The sequence below is a fragment of the Streptomyces alboniger genome (assembly GCF_008704395.1).
Lineage (GTDB): Bacteria > Actinomycetota > Actinomycetes > Streptomycetales > Streptomycetaceae > Streptomyces > Streptomyces alboniger.
On the sequence record NZ_CP023695.1, the window covers coordinates 107,137 to 121,074 of the forward strand.

The 13,938-nt window shown below is 68.5% G+C and carries 12 protein-coding genes and 3 pseudogenes; 8 read left to right on the forward strand and 7 right to left on the reverse strand.

Annotated elements, in window-relative coordinates:
* Positions 1–2 precede the first annotated feature (2 nt).
* Together CP975_RS00360 and CP975_RS34875 are read left to right on the forward strand one after the other, a co-directional pair.
* Positions 3–434 carry an ApeI family dehydratase gene (locus tag CP975_RS00360; protein WP_150476437.1) on the forward strand — a complete coding sequence of 144 codons (432 nt, stop codon included), beginning with the start codon at positions 3–5 and terminating at the stop codon, positions 432–434.
* A gap of 533 nt (positions 435–967) precedes the next feature.
* The gene (locus CP975_RS34875; protein WP_167532647.1) at positions 968–1,264 is read left to right on the forward strand and encodes an acyl carrier protein; all 297 of its coding nucleotides are present in this window, start codon (positions 968–970) and stop codon (positions 1,262–1,264) included.
* 43 nt (positions 1,265–1,307) lie between these two features.
* On the opposite strand, the gene fabG is transcribed toward CP975_RS34875, so the two are convergent.
* Positions 1,308–2,072, reverse strand: coding sequence for a 3-oxoacyl-ACP reductase FabG (gene fabG / locus CP975_RS00370; protein WP_150476439.1), 765 nt, complete (start codon positions 2,070–2,072; stop codon positions 1,308–1,310).
* Positions 2,073–2,656: 584 nt separating this feature from the next.
* On the opposite strand from fabG, the gene CP975_RS00375 reads away from it, so the two are divergent.
* Positions 2,657–3,466, forward strand: coding sequence for a dimethylarginine dimethylaminohydrolase family protein (locus CP975_RS00375; RefSeq protein WP_055536283.1), 810 nt, complete (start codon positions 2,657–2,659; stop codon positions 3,464–3,466).
* 154 nt (positions 3,467–3,620) lie between these two features.
* Complete coding sequence (locus CP975_RS36175) at positions 3,621–3,752, forward strand: hypothetical protein (protein WP_281292813.1); 132 nt, start codon at positions 3,621–3,623, stop codon at positions 3,750–3,752.
* A gap of 241 nt (positions 3,753–3,993) precedes the next feature.
* On the opposite strand, the gene CP975_RS00385 is transcribed toward CP975_RS36175, so the two are convergent.
* Both CP975_RS00385 and CP975_RS00390 read right to left on the reverse strand, forming a co-directional pair.
* A complete protein-coding gene (locus CP975_RS00385) occupies positions 3,994–4,260 on the reverse strand; it encodes a hypothetical protein (protein WP_055530874.1) in 267 nt (88 codons plus the stop codon).
* Positions 4,261–4,735: 475 nt separating this feature from the next.
* A complete protein-coding gene (locus tag CP975_RS00390) occupies positions 4,736–6,022 on the reverse strand; it encodes a NucA/NucB deoxyribonuclease domain-containing protein (RefSeq protein WP_055530875.1) in 1,287 nt (428 codons plus the stop codon).
* A 233-nt stretch (positions 6,023–6,255) separates the two neighbouring features.
* On the opposite strand from CP975_RS00390, the gene CP975_RS00395 reads away from it, so the two are divergent.
* Complete coding sequence (locus CP975_RS00395) at positions 6,256–7,488, forward strand: hypothetical protein (RefSeq protein WP_246201353.1); 1,233 nt, start codon at positions 6,256–6,258, stop codon at positions 7,486–7,488.
* A gap of 504 nt (positions 7,489–7,992) precedes the next feature.
* Here the strand turns inward: CP975_RS00395 and CP975_RS00400 are convergent.
* From CP975_RS00400 to CP975_RS00410, 4 genes and pseudogenes are all read right to left on the reverse strand, one after another.
* A pseudogene (locus CP975_RS00400) lies at positions 7,993–9,482 on the reverse strand (ISKra4 family transposase).
* A 160-nt stretch (positions 9,483–9,642) separates the two neighbouring features.
* Positions 9,643–9,843 carry a hypothetical protein gene (locus CP975_RS35555; RefSeq protein ID WP_246201354.1) on the reverse strand — a complete coding sequence of 67 codons (201 nt, stop codon included), beginning with the start codon at positions 9,841–9,843 and terminating at the stop codon, positions 9,643–9,645.
* Positions 9,840–9,998, reverse strand: coding sequence for a hypothetical protein (locus CP975_RS35560; RefSeq protein ID WP_246201355.1), 159 nt, complete (start codon positions 9,996–9,998; stop codon positions 9,840–9,842). The genes CP975_RS35555 and CP975_RS35560 overlap by 4 nt, the downstream gene beginning before the upstream one ends.
* A gap of 68 nt (positions 9,999–10,066) precedes the next feature.
* Positions 10,067–10,999: a hypothetical protein gene (locus tag CP975_RS00410; protein ID WP_150476440.1), complete on the reverse strand. Its 933-nt coding sequence runs from the start codon at positions 10,997–10,999 to the stop codon at positions 10,067–10,069.
* Positions 11,000–11,698: 699 nt separating this feature from the next.
* On the opposite strand from CP975_RS00410, the pseudogene CP975_RS00415 reads away from it, so the two are divergent.
* From CP975_RS00415 to CP975_RS36480, 3 genes and pseudogenes are all read left to right on the forward strand, one after another.
* A pseudogene (locus CP975_RS00415) lies at positions 11,699–12,147 on the forward strand (hydantoinase B/oxoprolinase family protein); the annotation flags it as partial.
* Between the two features lie 68 nt (positions 12,148–12,215).
* Positions 12,216–12,581: an effector-associated constant component EACC1 gene (locus tag CP975_RS00420; protein WP_055530886.1), complete on the forward strand. Its 366-nt coding sequence runs from the start codon at positions 12,216–12,218 to the stop codon at positions 12,579–12,581.
* A pseudogene (locus CP975_RS36480) lies at positions 12,578–13,228 on the forward strand (caspase family protein); the annotation flags it as partial. The gene CP975_RS00420 and the pseudogene CP975_RS36480, both read left to right, overlap by 4 nt.
* Between the last annotated feature and the right edge of the window lie 710 nt (positions 13,229–13,938).

Genomic DNA, 13,938 nt, shown 5'->3' on the forward strand with positions numbered 1-13,938 from the left:
CCATGAACAGCCCCGCACCCCAAGCAGCCATGTCCCCCCTGCCCACCCCCTGGACCTGGACCTTCCACGAGCACAGCCGTGAGGGCACACACGCCACCGTGCGGCTACCGGCAGACCTCGGCGCCGCCCACATGGCCGGCCACTACCCCGGCCACCCCATCCTGCCGGCCGTACTCATCATGGACTGGGTCCAGCAGGCCGCCACCCGCCTCAACGGCGCCAGCCTGCACCTGCACCACCTGCACCGGGCACGCTTCGTCAGGCCCCTGCACCCGGCAGACAACCTCAACCTCACCCTCGACCTGCGCCCCGGCCAACCCCCCAGCACACAGATCCACGCCCACGCCCAGATCATGCGCTGCGAGGACCAGTGCGAGGACCAACTGGCCGCCGAACTCGACGCCACCTTCACACCCGTACCGGCCCATGCTTGACCACGCACAAGTACGCGGCCTGCTCCGCCAGCGCCCCCCCATGGTCCTCCTCGACACCGTCCCCACTTCTCCCCCACCTCCCTCACCGCCACCAAAGCGATCACCGGCTCCGAAACCTGCTACCACCACCTCCCCCCGGGCACACCCCTCACCGGCTTCGCCTACCCCCAAGCCCTCATCATCGAATCCCTCGGCCAGGCCTGCTCCCTGCTATGGACACTGGCCCGCCTCGCCCCACCCGATCACATCCCCCTCCTCATCGCCCTCAACGACCTGACCTTCCACACCCCGCCCCTGCCCGGCGACACCCTCCACCACGAAGTCCACCTCACCCACAGCTCCCCCACCGCCTGCCAGTTCACCGGCCACACCCACACCAAAGGCAACACCGTCCTCAACACCGGCTCGCTGCTCATCACCTCACAACCCCGACCCACCCCCACCTAAGACCCCAACCCCGCCACCGCCACCGTCACCACCTGCGACCAACCCCAGCCCCGGCCCCGACCCCGGCCCCGACCCAAGGACAGACCATGCAGCGACCCGGCCACCCAGACACGCAGCACCCCAGCCACACCGCCGCACACATCCGGTCGACCGTCGCCGGCGTTCTGGACCTGAACGTGAACGAGATCGACGACGACCAGGACTTCATCAACTTCTACCGGGCCGACTCCCTCAACCTCATCGAGATCGTCGCCCAACTCGAAAAGCACTACCAGCTGGAACTGCCCCCCAACCAGCTACACCACGCACGCACCATCAACTCCCTCAACAACCTGATCACAAGCCTGTTGAACACACCCCGCATACCCGACATCACCAGCTAACGGCTAACAGCCAACAGGGCGCCGCACGGGCACAGGCAGCCGCTCACAGCGCCACCCCGCCATCGATACGGAACACCTGCCCCGTCACATACCCCGCCTCGGGCGAGAGCAGATAGGAGACCATCGCAGCCACCTCCTGCGGCGTGCCCAGACGACGCAGCGGTATCCGCTCCAGCACAGCGCTCCTGGACACCCCGGCAACCATGCCGGTATCGATAAAACCCGGCGCCACCACATTGGCCCGCACCCCCAGCCGCGCGAACTCCCTCGCCATCGCCTGCGTCAGCGCGATAATCCCCGCCTTGGACGCCGAATAATTCGCCTGCCCCGCCTGACCCACCACCCCCGCAGCCGACGACAGCGTCACCACCGCCCCCGCACCCCGCCGGGCCATCGGCCGCGCCACCGCACGCAACACGTTCGCCGTACCCTCAAGATTGGTCCGCAGCACCACGTCCCACTCCTCATCCGACATCAGCATCAGCGGCCGATCCCGGGTGATCCCCGCAGACGCCACCACCGCCGCAATCGGCCCGAACCCAGCCTCAACATCAGCAACAAACCCACGAACCCCCTCACGATCGGCAACATCAACCCGCCGGGCCAGCACCCGCCGCCCGGCACCACGAACCTCCTTGGCAGTCACCTCAGCTCCCGCCGCATCGGAGTGGTAACACAACGCCACATCAAACCCATCACGCGCCAGCCGCACCGCGACCGCCCGCCCAATCCCCCGCGACCCACCCGTCACCAAAGCCACCGGACCCGCCCCCACAGCCGCACCGGACCCGCTCACAACGCTGGACATACCCGCTCCTATCCAAGAGAAGAAAAAACGAGCGTCACCCGCCCTCCTATACGGCACCTAGCAGAGAACTTAAGAACACATTGCGCCCGTGACGCCACCCATGCTCACCGCCAGACCAACGCCAAGAAGCGCGCCCCGAGCCATCAGCGACCCGCACATCCCCCGGGCGAAACCTGTTTCCCCACGCACGGCCGAGCCGACGTAGTGAAACACCCGGCCGCCAGCCCATCACCGCGCCGGTGATGGCCCCGCAAGCCGAACCTGAACCTGCTGCTGCGCAGCCACATGCCGCCTTTGCCGCCCTCGCCGCAGGAAATCACTGAGGCCCGCAGACCATCCCGCTGCGCAACTGGCCGAGATACCTCCGGGACACGCAGCCCCAGGGAACCCAAAGCCTCTCTCCTGACCATCGAACATGTCTTGCCGGCAGGACACCCAGCGCAAAATACGCCACAGTAGTGCGACCACCCCACAGGAGACACACTGTCTGCTGACACAGCATCAACCTCCCCCTGTCCTGCGGCCCGTGCCACCCGCCGTGCGAACGCCTGGCCCGCAGGCTCCTCTTCGTCCGGAGATCCCTCATGAACCGTGACCTGCTGATGTCCAGCGCCGCCCACTACCGCATCGTCTACGAGATCAACCCGTACATGGACATGAGCTGCCAGCCCGACACCAAGGCAGCCCTGGCCGAGCACGAGGCAATCTCCGCCGCGCACCGAGCGGCCGGACGCACCGTCCGCATCATGGAGTCAGCCCCCCAGTGCCCCGACATGGTCTACACAGCCAACGGCGCATTCGTCTGCGACCAGCGCGCATTACTGGGCGCCCCGCCACCCGCGCGCCAGCACGAAATCCCCTACTTCCGCGCCGCACTCAAAGAAAACGGACTCGACGTCTACGACGCGCCCTACCCCTTCAGTGGCCAAGGCGACGCACTGGCCTGCGGCCCGTTCCTCCTCGCCGGACACGGCCGCCGCACCGACCGGCGCATACACCCCATCCTCGCCGAGCTGTTCGGCCACGAGACCATACCCCTACAAACCACAAGCGACCAGTGGTACGACCTCGACCTGGCCCTCGCAGTCATCGACACACACACCCTCGCCTACCACCCCCAGGCACTCACGGCCCCAAGCCACAGCCGCCTACACGACCTGGGCCTGGACCTCATCGAAGTCGATGCGCAAGAAGCCCGCGCATTCGCCCTCAACCTCATCAGCGACGGCACCACCGTCACCATGACCACCGGCGCCCCCAAACTCGCCGCCACCCTGCGCGACCGCGACCTGACCGTAGCCGAACTCGACACCACCCAACTCCGCAAAGGCGGCGGCGGCGTCCGCTGCACCGCCCTCACCCTCGACAACCCCACCCCCACCCCACCGCCGTAGAGACAAGGCGAGGCACCCAGATGCAGCACGACCAACAACCAGGCCAGACAGGCACCTCGAAGGTGGGGCGAGAGACATCGGCACATCCGTGCAATGCCGCGGGCAAGACAGGCAGGCAGAACCCGGCCCGGAACAAACTGCCGTCGGCACCTACGTGGAGACCATTGAAGCCTGGATGAGCGGCTATCACGGCTGGCAGACCCAGACCCACCCCCGCTCCACACATGCCCCGGTCGTGCTGCCCGCCACGGGTCCCGGCTACTTCGACAAAGTCCTGGGAGCGTAGCCACACCAGCTCCGCCCTCGCCCTGACGAGTCGGCCAGAGCGGCCCCGTGGCGGGCCCAGGTGCCGGTCGCCACGGAAATGGCCCGGAGCCACACCAAAGGCACTGACCAGGCGGTGCGGTGGCAAAGGGCAGCAAAGGACAGCGAGCGACCAAAGGGGGGCGATCGAACGTCATATCGCCGGATGGAGAAGGGACTCTTGGAGGCCACCCTGCTCGCATCGCGAGTTGTTTCACTCAGCTTCAGAGCACGCTGCAAAAGGCACGTTCGCCATGGGGACCGCAGTCTCTGAAGCTGGCACCCTTGTCCTCTTGGCTGAGGAGAGCGTCGCGGCTGCTGGTCACCAGCGCGTAGGCGCGGGCGAGTTCCACCAGGGCCGCGGGCGCCTGACCAGCCGACTTCTCGGCGGCGTACTGGGCCTCGGCTCCCATGGCCGCGAGGAGCTTGTTGCGGGAGTCCGTGACGGCAGGCGGCTTCGTCACGGTGATCTGTGCAGGAATCTGGTGCACCTCCTGCTGTCCTTCGCTACTGCCGGGCTATCCGGTCACAGCTGCCTGCCTAGGTGCATGTTTAATGTTCGCATTGGTCAGCATCCGTTATCACCCCAGGTCAACAAGGGCCTCATCAAGCCACATGACCAATAACCGGAGTGAAGGTCACAGTCGTTCAGCACTGCACGCCGCCTGGCCGAAGCCACCCAGCAACAAGGCCTGTGCCCCCGCACGGAGTTGCTCCTTGGCAGCGAGCCCAACTACTTCGACGACATCCCGGGCATAGGCCCCTCTCCGGGCCGGACCGTCTGCACCCACCCCGTAAGACAGCGATCGGCATGTCCAATCCGCGTGCCGGCCTGGGACTTCGTCAGTCGGTCCGATCGGCGAGCCAAACGGCCTGCGCATCGTCGCCGAGCCCGAGCGGCGCAAGCACCGCGACGAGACACAAGGCCGCGCTCACCCCGGCCACCCGGGGAGGGAGGACTGCCGCCTAGGGGGTGATGACCACCTGGTACGCCTCGCCTTGGAGGATGCGCTCTGACTGGACCTGACGGCCTAGGGACCGCCCCGCGTTCTGGTTCTGGTCTGAGGGGACATGAGCCCTGATGCAGGGTGCGACCGGTTCGTCGCGTATGACGTCGACCCGCCATGCGCCGCCGCCTACGTAGCGGGGGATGATCTCCGCGCACATGGAGCCGATCGTGCCGCCCTGGCGGGTCCTGGCGAAGGGGAACTCGTCACATTCATCATTCACGACGGTAGGGTCGGCTACGAAGGGCTTCGGGGGAGCCTTGCAGGTGTAGTAACTCCTGCTCTTTGCCCTCGCGTCGTCACCGTCACGCGTGAGCGGCCTTTTCGCGGTGCCCATGGCGTTGTTGTCGCTCAGGTTGTTCTGCGCCCATTCGTAGGCCACTGCGGCGGCACCGTACTGGGACTTGCTGAGGACAACCCTGGCCTGGTTGTCAGTGGCGATGCAGCCGGGATTGCCGCCGACCATTCCGTCACAGGCCACGGCGGGGCCCGCCCACTGCCCATAGCTGATGACGGGGTACTCCGCGTCGGGGCTCTCCGTCTGGCTCTGGTAGGCGATCACGCTGCGCGAGCGCTCGTGACCACCCCGGTTAGTGCTCTCGTAGGAGAGCTGTCCGCTCTGGTCCTCCTCACCCGCACGCAGCTCTATGGCCCTGCCGCCCCAGGCTGGTGGCCCCGGCATGCATACGGTGCACGACGACGACAGAGCCAGTCTCACGGCGGAGACACCGTTGTAGTTGCCGGCGAAGACGGCGATGTTCTCCTGCCATCGCACGCTGTAGGGGTCCACCGCGGATCGGGCCGTGACCAGGAGTTCGGCGGTGCCGATCGTGTCCCCGGCGTGGTTCTCAAGCAGGTACACGATGGCGTGCCGCATGCAATAGGCGTGGCGATTGGCGACGACATCCTGCCGCTTCTTGGAGGTGCACAGCGCCTCCGGGCTGGCATCCGGGTTGTCCCCGGGGTCGACGTCCTCCCGGGGGGCGGCGGCAACCCCGGAAAGAGCGGTGGTGCTGGCGCGGATACGCGCGAGATCCCTGGCGGTGATGGGCCGTTCCTTGACGCAGGTCCGTACCGCGCCCTGGCGTGCGAGTTGGGAGCCGGGAGTGGTGGCCGTGCAGGTGCCGTGGCCCTCGGGGGCCGCCGATCGTGGCGCGGCGGCAGCCGGTGAGACGCCCAGGGCGATGAGAACTGCGGTCAGGGCGAGCGAGACTATCGCCGCGAGCAGCCGTCTGGCGTGTTTCAAAGGGTGGTCTCCTTGTTTCGTGGCGTACGGGTCCGTTAGGGATGGAACCGGTCCGGCGCCCGTGTGCGCCAGAGGCAGAACAAGCCCCTTCGTCATCACCTTTGGCTCATTGCGGGGTCACACCCCCACCCCCCGTGGCCACTACATTCACCCCTTGACCGGACACACACGACCAGGGGGAAAGGGCAACGATGCGCCCCATAAGACCCGTCAGCCGCATAGGCAGAGCGTTCATGGCCTGTGCGGCCTCGGCCGCTGTCGCCACGGTGGGCCTCACCGTCTCACCGGCCTCGGCCGCACCCACGAAGTCCGCAGCCACGCAGGTCAAACCCGGCGACGTCTGCACGGCGGCCAACCTCGGCACGCGCCGCCCGTACGTCAAGACGACCGAAGTCACCCCTGAGATCACCCACTTCAAGGGCTGGTACGTAACCCAGGGCACCACCGGCAACCACAGCGTCACCACTAGCACCCAGACCACCATCTCGGTCTCCGTCGGCCTCAACGGCAACGTCCAGGGCAGCTTCGCCGTCGAGACCCTCGGCTCCGTCGGCGCGAGCCTGGGCCTGAATGTTCAGGTCAACTACACCTCCACCAGCAGCGAGTCGAACACGGTCAATTGGAACTTCTCCCGGCCCGGCTACTACGGCGTCTACAAGGGCACGAAGAAGGTCACCGGCACGTACGGAAGCCTCAACTGCAACCGCGTCCAACAAGGCGACGGAGGGTGGGCGCTGAAGTGGATCGAGGGGCCCGGCAGCGGCAGCTTCACCACCTACACCACCCTTGAGGAAGGCGCGGTGCGCTGCGAGGACTCCGTGCCGGCCAACAGCATCATGGCCAAGGCAAAGGGCCTCCTCGATTGCGGCTCACCCGCCGCGAAGGCCAAGCACCCCGCGGGTGCGGTGGCCCCGACAGCGAAGCAGACGCAAGACCGCCTCCTGCACCGCAAGGCTCCCACCAGCGGCTCGTCCGCCCAACGGCCCAAGGCCCCCGGGCGTACCGCGCAAGCCGACCTGTCCTGCCAGGCAGGCGTCTACAAAATCGACGTCCCCGGTAAGCCTCTGAACTGGAGCGCACCGGCCCTGGCCAACGACGGCATCCGCTTGCGCCAATCCAATTGGACCAGTGCCCACCTGGACAACTGGCGTCTGTGCAACGTCACGGACAACAACGGAGTTCTCGAGGCGACCTTGTGGAACTGGGGCAACGGCCGGTGCGCAGCCATTCCGGCGAACATCGCCAACCAGGAGCAGGCCTATCTGACGTCGGCCACGTGTGCAGAGGACGACCTCCAGCGGTTCTACATCTACCGCGACGTACCCGGCAGCTCGAAGATCGGTGTGCAGAACAAGCACACCGGCTCCATGTTGGGATACGACCGGTACGCGGACGGGGAGTTGATCCGCCAGTACTCCAGTGGCAGGCAGGACGGTTCGGGTACGTTCACCCTGACCGGAGTCTGACGGCCCCCTCACCGTAGGCGGCCCCGCACGCACACCCAGCCCGAGGCCCTGCACCAGGTCCTCGCCTACAGCGGGACGTTGACGGCCGCGTGGCGACTCTCGCACCTGGCTCACGATTCCGGCGGCGAGTTCCTTCTCAGGAGGGCAAGAAGCACTCCAGGGTCGGTACCCGCCCAATGTTCAGCCGTGACGGCCTCGCATCGAGGAAGGATGCGGGGCCGTCGCGTTGAGAGTACGGCTGGTGAGGAACTGGGCGCCGTTCACCGCGAGTCCGGTTGTTGCGGAACACGCGTCCAGGCCTGCTGGTCACGCTGCTCGCTGGTCACTAATCCTCTACCGTTCCTTGGTGACTTCCCTCCCGCCTTCGACAGGAGCGCGGCAGGTTTGACGGTGAAGGAACAGCGGGTTCCCCCCCGGCATACCCGCGCCGCTGGTCCGTCACGGGCAGGGCCGGGGGGTACTCAAGGCCAATGGGTGTAGCTCTCCCAGGGGGACGCCTGGGGTTCAGACCGTGAGGTCGTAGTCGTGCTGGTCAGAGGTGGAATAGAGCCGTTCGTGCTCGCGGGCGCGATGGAGGGCGAAGTAGGCGTCGAGGTCACCGTTGTTCTTCACCGCCCGGAGTTTGGGGACGGCCTCGGCGCCGCTCAGCCCCCACCTTGCCCCGATGATCTCCAGACGATCGCCGATGAGATGCCTGCATGCGCCCTCGATCGGGCCGGTGGCGATCGGCCAGCCCTCGGCCAACGCGGTGTCGTAGCAGAGTTGGTCAAGGTGGCCGGCCAGGCAGCGGACGCAGGTGTCTGCGGCTTCGCGTTTCGCTCCGCGCAGGCCGGCCCGCTCCGCCTGCGCGGTAATCTCCGCGGCGGCGCGGCTGGCCCGGCCGTGGAGGATCGTGGTCAGATGCCCGGCGACCCAGGCTTAGGCTGCCGGGGTGCCGGGCCGGTGGAAGCTGTGCGCGGCAGCCCAGACGTACTCGCTGACGTGCACGATGTCGAGCAGGACCTGCACGGTGACCCCGCGCCGGTCGGGTTCGGCGCGGATCAGGTCGAGTTGGTGGCGTGCGCCGTCGACCAGGACGACCCAGGTCCGCACGTGGTCGCGGTCGCGGGCCTTGGCCTGATCGAAGGCCGCGGCGATGGTGTGCTCGGGCGGGTGGATGACCGAGCCGGTCAACCACTTCGCCCGCGATTTCGGTCCCGGGCGCGGAGACCGGAGGCCGCTGCGGCCCTCCGGCGGGGCGATGATGTCGTGCGGGCGCCGCGGGGCGGGGTCGGCGCCGAACACGCAGGCCAGCGTGGCCATCCGTTTGCAGTGCGGCTTCTCGCCTGGCGCCAGGCAGGTGCGCATCGCCCGCCGGGCCTTCAGGTGCGCCTTGAGCGTGGCCGACCGCAGACCGGACGGCCGCATCGCGATGCCCTTGCCGTCGACCTGGATCACCAGCGTCGTGGGAGCGGTCGACGGCGCCGGGACGCGACGGGCGTAGAAGCCGTCGATGTCAACGGCCGCGCAGGCGACCAGATATTCGGCCTGACGTTTGCCCGGGACCTTCCCGCACGGCAGCTCGATCGCCTCCTTGGCCTGGTCGTAGGAACCGCGCACCGCCTCGGCAACGGCGCGGCGGCGCAGGCCATGCGAGTGCAGCCCGGCGGGTAGCGACAGGTCCGCATCCAGGGGGCGGACGCTGGTCATCGACCTGCCCCGCCACGCGGTCCGCGGCCCACCTCGCGATGCGGGCGAACCTGTCCGTCCGCACCCCGGACCGCCGGGCGGCCGGCGCGTTTCCCCTGCTCGCGCTCGGCCCGCTCCCGCAGGTCGAGATGGGCCTGGAGCAGCAGCCGCAGCAGCTCGCGGCCCCGCGCCTCGATCAGGTCCTCCGGATCGCGGTGGGTCAGCGCGGCCGAGGCGGGGTCGGCCAACTCCTCGGTCAGGCAGTCGAAGGCCCTTGCGGCGGCGAACGGATCGATGGCGGGCAAGGCGTCGTAGGGTTCCGCCACGGTTCTTCTTTCGTGGGTGCTTAGGTCTGGCTGGTTACCTCCGAAGCTAGAGAGAAGAGCTTTTATCGTTCCGGGACTTCACCGGTTCCACACCGTCGCCGGGGTGGGCCACCGTGAACCGTCCGGGCTCGTCCTCGGTCAGCCAGCCCCGCTCCACCAGCTATTTCAGCTTCCCCCGCGTCCCCTCGATCTTTCCGGTCACCGCGGGCAGCCCGATCCGCGGCACGATTTGCTCGGCCTGGCGCCAGTGCGGCACTGTGATCGCCTCGACCACCCGCACCCCAGGGTGCACCGGGTTCTCCGGCTCCGCGCCGCCGGCCACCGGTGCGGTCGCTCCGGACCCGCCCAGATCCATGATCACCTCTGCCACCGTCTCCGGGCGATCCGCAGCCGCGACCATGCCTCCCGCTCGACCTCCAGACGGGCCGTCAGCCGAGCGAGCTCCGCTTCGAGCGCCTCCACCCGGGCCCGGGCCGCCGCCTCCCGCGCCTCCAACTCACCGATCAACGGCCCCATCAGCATCGCCTCCTCCACCTACACGGTGGAGACCCGACCACGCCGCCGCCCTCATGCGCAGTCGTACGTCAGTCCGCCCGCTCATAGGTAAGGACGGTCTTCGGGTGGTTGCCGATCTTGCGTAGGCGCAGCGGGCCGTCCGAGGACTTCACGTCGAAGGAGTACTCGGTCTCCTCCGGCGGGCAGTTGACGGTCCTGGTGCCCTGATCGAGCTTGAAGTTGCTCATGGACAGGTCGTGCTGGTCGATGCCGGAGACAGTGGCGCTGCCCTTGCATCGCGGGCCGGTGCGGGACTCGATGACCACGCGTGCGCGTCTGCCCGGCTCGACCTGGTGGAGGGTCAGCTGCTGGCTGCCATCCCTGGCTCGCCACCGGCCCACGAACCAGGGGTGGATGGGCTTGTACTTCGTGGCCACCCCGGCGAATCCGGAGCCTTTGCGCCAGGTCAGCGTGGTGGTTTCCAGCATGCTGGGATCGACGAAGTCCACTCGGGCGCCGCCGTCGCGGATGCGGGCCTTCGGCCAGGCGATGGTGTTTTTGGTTGGGTCGGTGGTCCAGGAGGAGAGGTCCCCGGTGGCGACGGCCGCGATCACCTCTTGGGGTTCTTCGCCGTCCCTGCAGTACGCGCCGAAGCCGGCCGCGAGCCACACGGTGTCCCGGTACGCCTTTGCCCTTATGCCGTGGCACGGTTTGGTGCCGGTCTCATAGACCGTCTTCCGGGCGGACCAGGCGTCGTCAGAGGCGTGGCGGTGCTGTGCCTCCAGGCCGCGGCGAGTGAAGCGGAGGGACACCTGCCGACCGTCGGACAGTTCGAGGACGGTGTGGTCGTCGTCGACCTCGACGACCCGTGAATCAGGCTTGTCCTCGGGTTCGCGGTGGGACTTCGTGTGCTTCGCGCTGCTGCCGGACGGTCCCCTGTCCGATTGCTCGGCGCAGCCGCCGACGGCTGCGCCGAGCATCAGCACCGCTACCGCCCACGCCGCTGCGCTCTTCGTTCTCATGCCGTGTCAGCTCCCCTGTACGCCGTGCCGCGATGCCCGGGCCGGTGGGTGGCACGAACTCGGCGATGCTAGTCGGTGGGCGGCCCGCCCCGCTCGACCCCCGTCACAGTGCGGCCCCGGCGGTTCCGTCACTCGTCGAGGACGGCGGCGACCGCACCACCCATGAGACATCACCGCATACCAACCAGCCGGAACTTTGCCGAACCGGCGGGTTGAACCCGTCCCGCCTATGGTCTGCCAGAAGAGTTGAGAGTCCGTTTTTTTATGCCGTTTTGTTCGCCATCATGCGTCTCAAAGCTTCACGCGTGACGCTCGTTTCAGAGGTGTGCGCGAGGAAGCACCAGCCCTACCGTCGGCGTGGCGGTTGCCGCACGCGCAGCGCCCCGACGGACGGATCGGCCGGGTGCGAGTTCAGCTACACGTGATCCCCGATCGTCGTGGTGGTGGGAGTTGGTCTCCTTCGGCTGTGCCGGTAGGCATTGAGGGACCTGGCAAGCATCGCGAGTGGTCAGTATGAGTTCGACGTCACCGCCCCAGCCGGGGTCGACGTGCAGACCACGGGCGACCCCGTCATGCTCGAGATCTTCAACAACCTCTTCGTCTCGATCGCCGAACAGATGGGTCCCCCCCCCTCGCGGACCCGGCCCAGTCCGTCAACATCAAGTCGCCGTCGATAGGGCGAACCGCTCCGCGAGGATCGACGTCACCTTCGGCAACGAGCGCCACCAGTACTACAAGACCGTCGCTTCGGGCGCCGGGGCCGGCCCGGGCTGGGCCTAGGCGGAGCAGGCCCACATGCCCAACTCCCGCCTCACCGCCCCCGAGGTGCTGGAGCTGAGGCTGCCGGTACTCGTGGAGGAGTTCTCCGTACGCACCGGCAGCAGCGGCTCTGGTCAGCGGCACAGCAGAGACGGGACTGTCCGCAAGCTCCGCTTCCTCGGGCTCACGTCAGCACCCTTGCCGACCACCACCGCGTCCCGCCCTACGGCATGGTCTGCGGTCCACCCGGCGCCTTGGGCGCCCACCGCATCCTGCGGGCCGACGGCACCATCACCCCCATGGCGGGCGCCGACTCCGCGACGGTCGGCCCGGTCGACCTGCTGGTCCTCGAAACACCGGACGGGGGCGGCCACGGCGAACCCGACTGAACGCTGCGGCGCGGCGCCAGCTTGTGGCAAAGTGGCGAGGGGAGCACGATGTCGGGGGGAGCGCCAGCATGAACGTCACCATCGCCGAGGCCCGGGCGGCCGACGTCGCGCCCGCGGTGACCGAGGGCGAACTGCGCTCTCTCTGCCAGTGGTTGCGGAACGACAGCCGAGTACGACGCCACGCGGAGATCGCCCTGGGCGGGCCGGAACCCGACCCGGGCTCAATGGGATCGCCGCTGGAGTACGTCCAACTCTCCCTGGACACCGGCTTCGACCTCGCCAACCTGGCCGTCGCCTGGTTCACCTGGCGCGCCACCCGGCCCCGCCAGCCGACCCTCACCTTCGAACACGAGGGCGTCACCGTCACCTTGTCCGGCGAGGACCCGGAGACAGCCGCCCGGCTGCTCGAAGCCCTGACCCGCCGCGACGGATGACCGCACCCGCGGCTCCGGACAGATCGAGCGCGGTCCTCATCGGCGTCAGCCGGTTCGGCCATCTGCCCGAGCTACCCGCCGTCTCCGCCAACTTGACGGATCTCGCGGCGCAGTTACGCGATCCCGAGGTGTGGGGCCTGCCCGCCGACCGGTGCCATGTCGTGGCCGAGCCCGGCACCCCCACGGCCGCCCTCACGCCCCTGCGCGCCGCGCTGGAACAGGCCCGGGACACCCTCGTCGTCTACTACGCGGGCCACGGCCTGATCGATCCCGACAGCGGTGCCCTGTGGTTGGCGCTGCCCGGTTCCCGCACGGGCGAGGCGGACACCGTCATGCCGTTCGACTGGCTGCGGCGGCCGCTGCTGCGCAGCCGGGCCGAGCGCACCATCGTGATGCTCGACTGCTGCTACAGCGGACGGGCCCTGGGCATGATGGGCGCCGCGGCCGCCACCGACGCACTGGCCAGTGGGGCTGTGGTCGAGGGCACGTACCTCATCGCTTCCGCGGACGAGTCCAGCCAGGCGCTGGCCCCGCCAGGCGCCCGCCACACCGCCTTCACCGGCGAACTCATCGGCCTCCTCGAACGTGGCCTACCCGAAGGGCCCGAGCTGTTCTGCCTCGACGCCCTCTACGGACTGCTGGCGACCGGGCTGCGGGCGCGCGCCTTCCCCGAGCCGCAGACCAGGGTCCGAAACACTGCGGGGGAGCTGCCGTTGTTCCGCAACCGGGCCCACGTACCTGTGCGTTCGCGCCCCTTGCTGCTGGGGAACCGGTACGAGGTGACCGGGGTGGCGGCGGTGCCGTCCGATGCGGAGGCGGACAACCACACCGGCAGTGACACACTGTGCAACCGTGCGGTGGGCATCCGCATCATGCGGCCGAACGAGGCCACCGACACCGCCAAACGGCAGGCGTTCACCACCCGGCTGCGCTCCCGGGCCCCGCTCAGCCACCCGGCGCTGGCCGTCGTACTCGACCACGGCAACGTGATGCGGGACGGGGTGAGCTGCCCGTACGTCGTCACCGAAGGCTTCGCCGGCGGCACCACCCTCGCCGACTGGCTCGGCCGCCCGCCGGACGTCCCGCGCGCACTGCGCGCGGCCGCCGAGATCCTGGATGCCCTCGACCACGCCCATCGGCACGGGGTGACCGGCTGGTACCTCGACCCCGCGCGGGTACACGTCACCAGCACCGGCCACATCAAGCTCGTCGACAGTCAGGGAGCCCTGGTGGCGGCCCTTCCGCACACCGACCTGGCCGCCGTGGGCGACATGCTGGACGGGCTGCTGAGCAGCGGCCTCGGTGGCTGGGGTCGGCTTTACCTCCTTCCGGATGTCTCGGATGCGCTCGCGAGGTT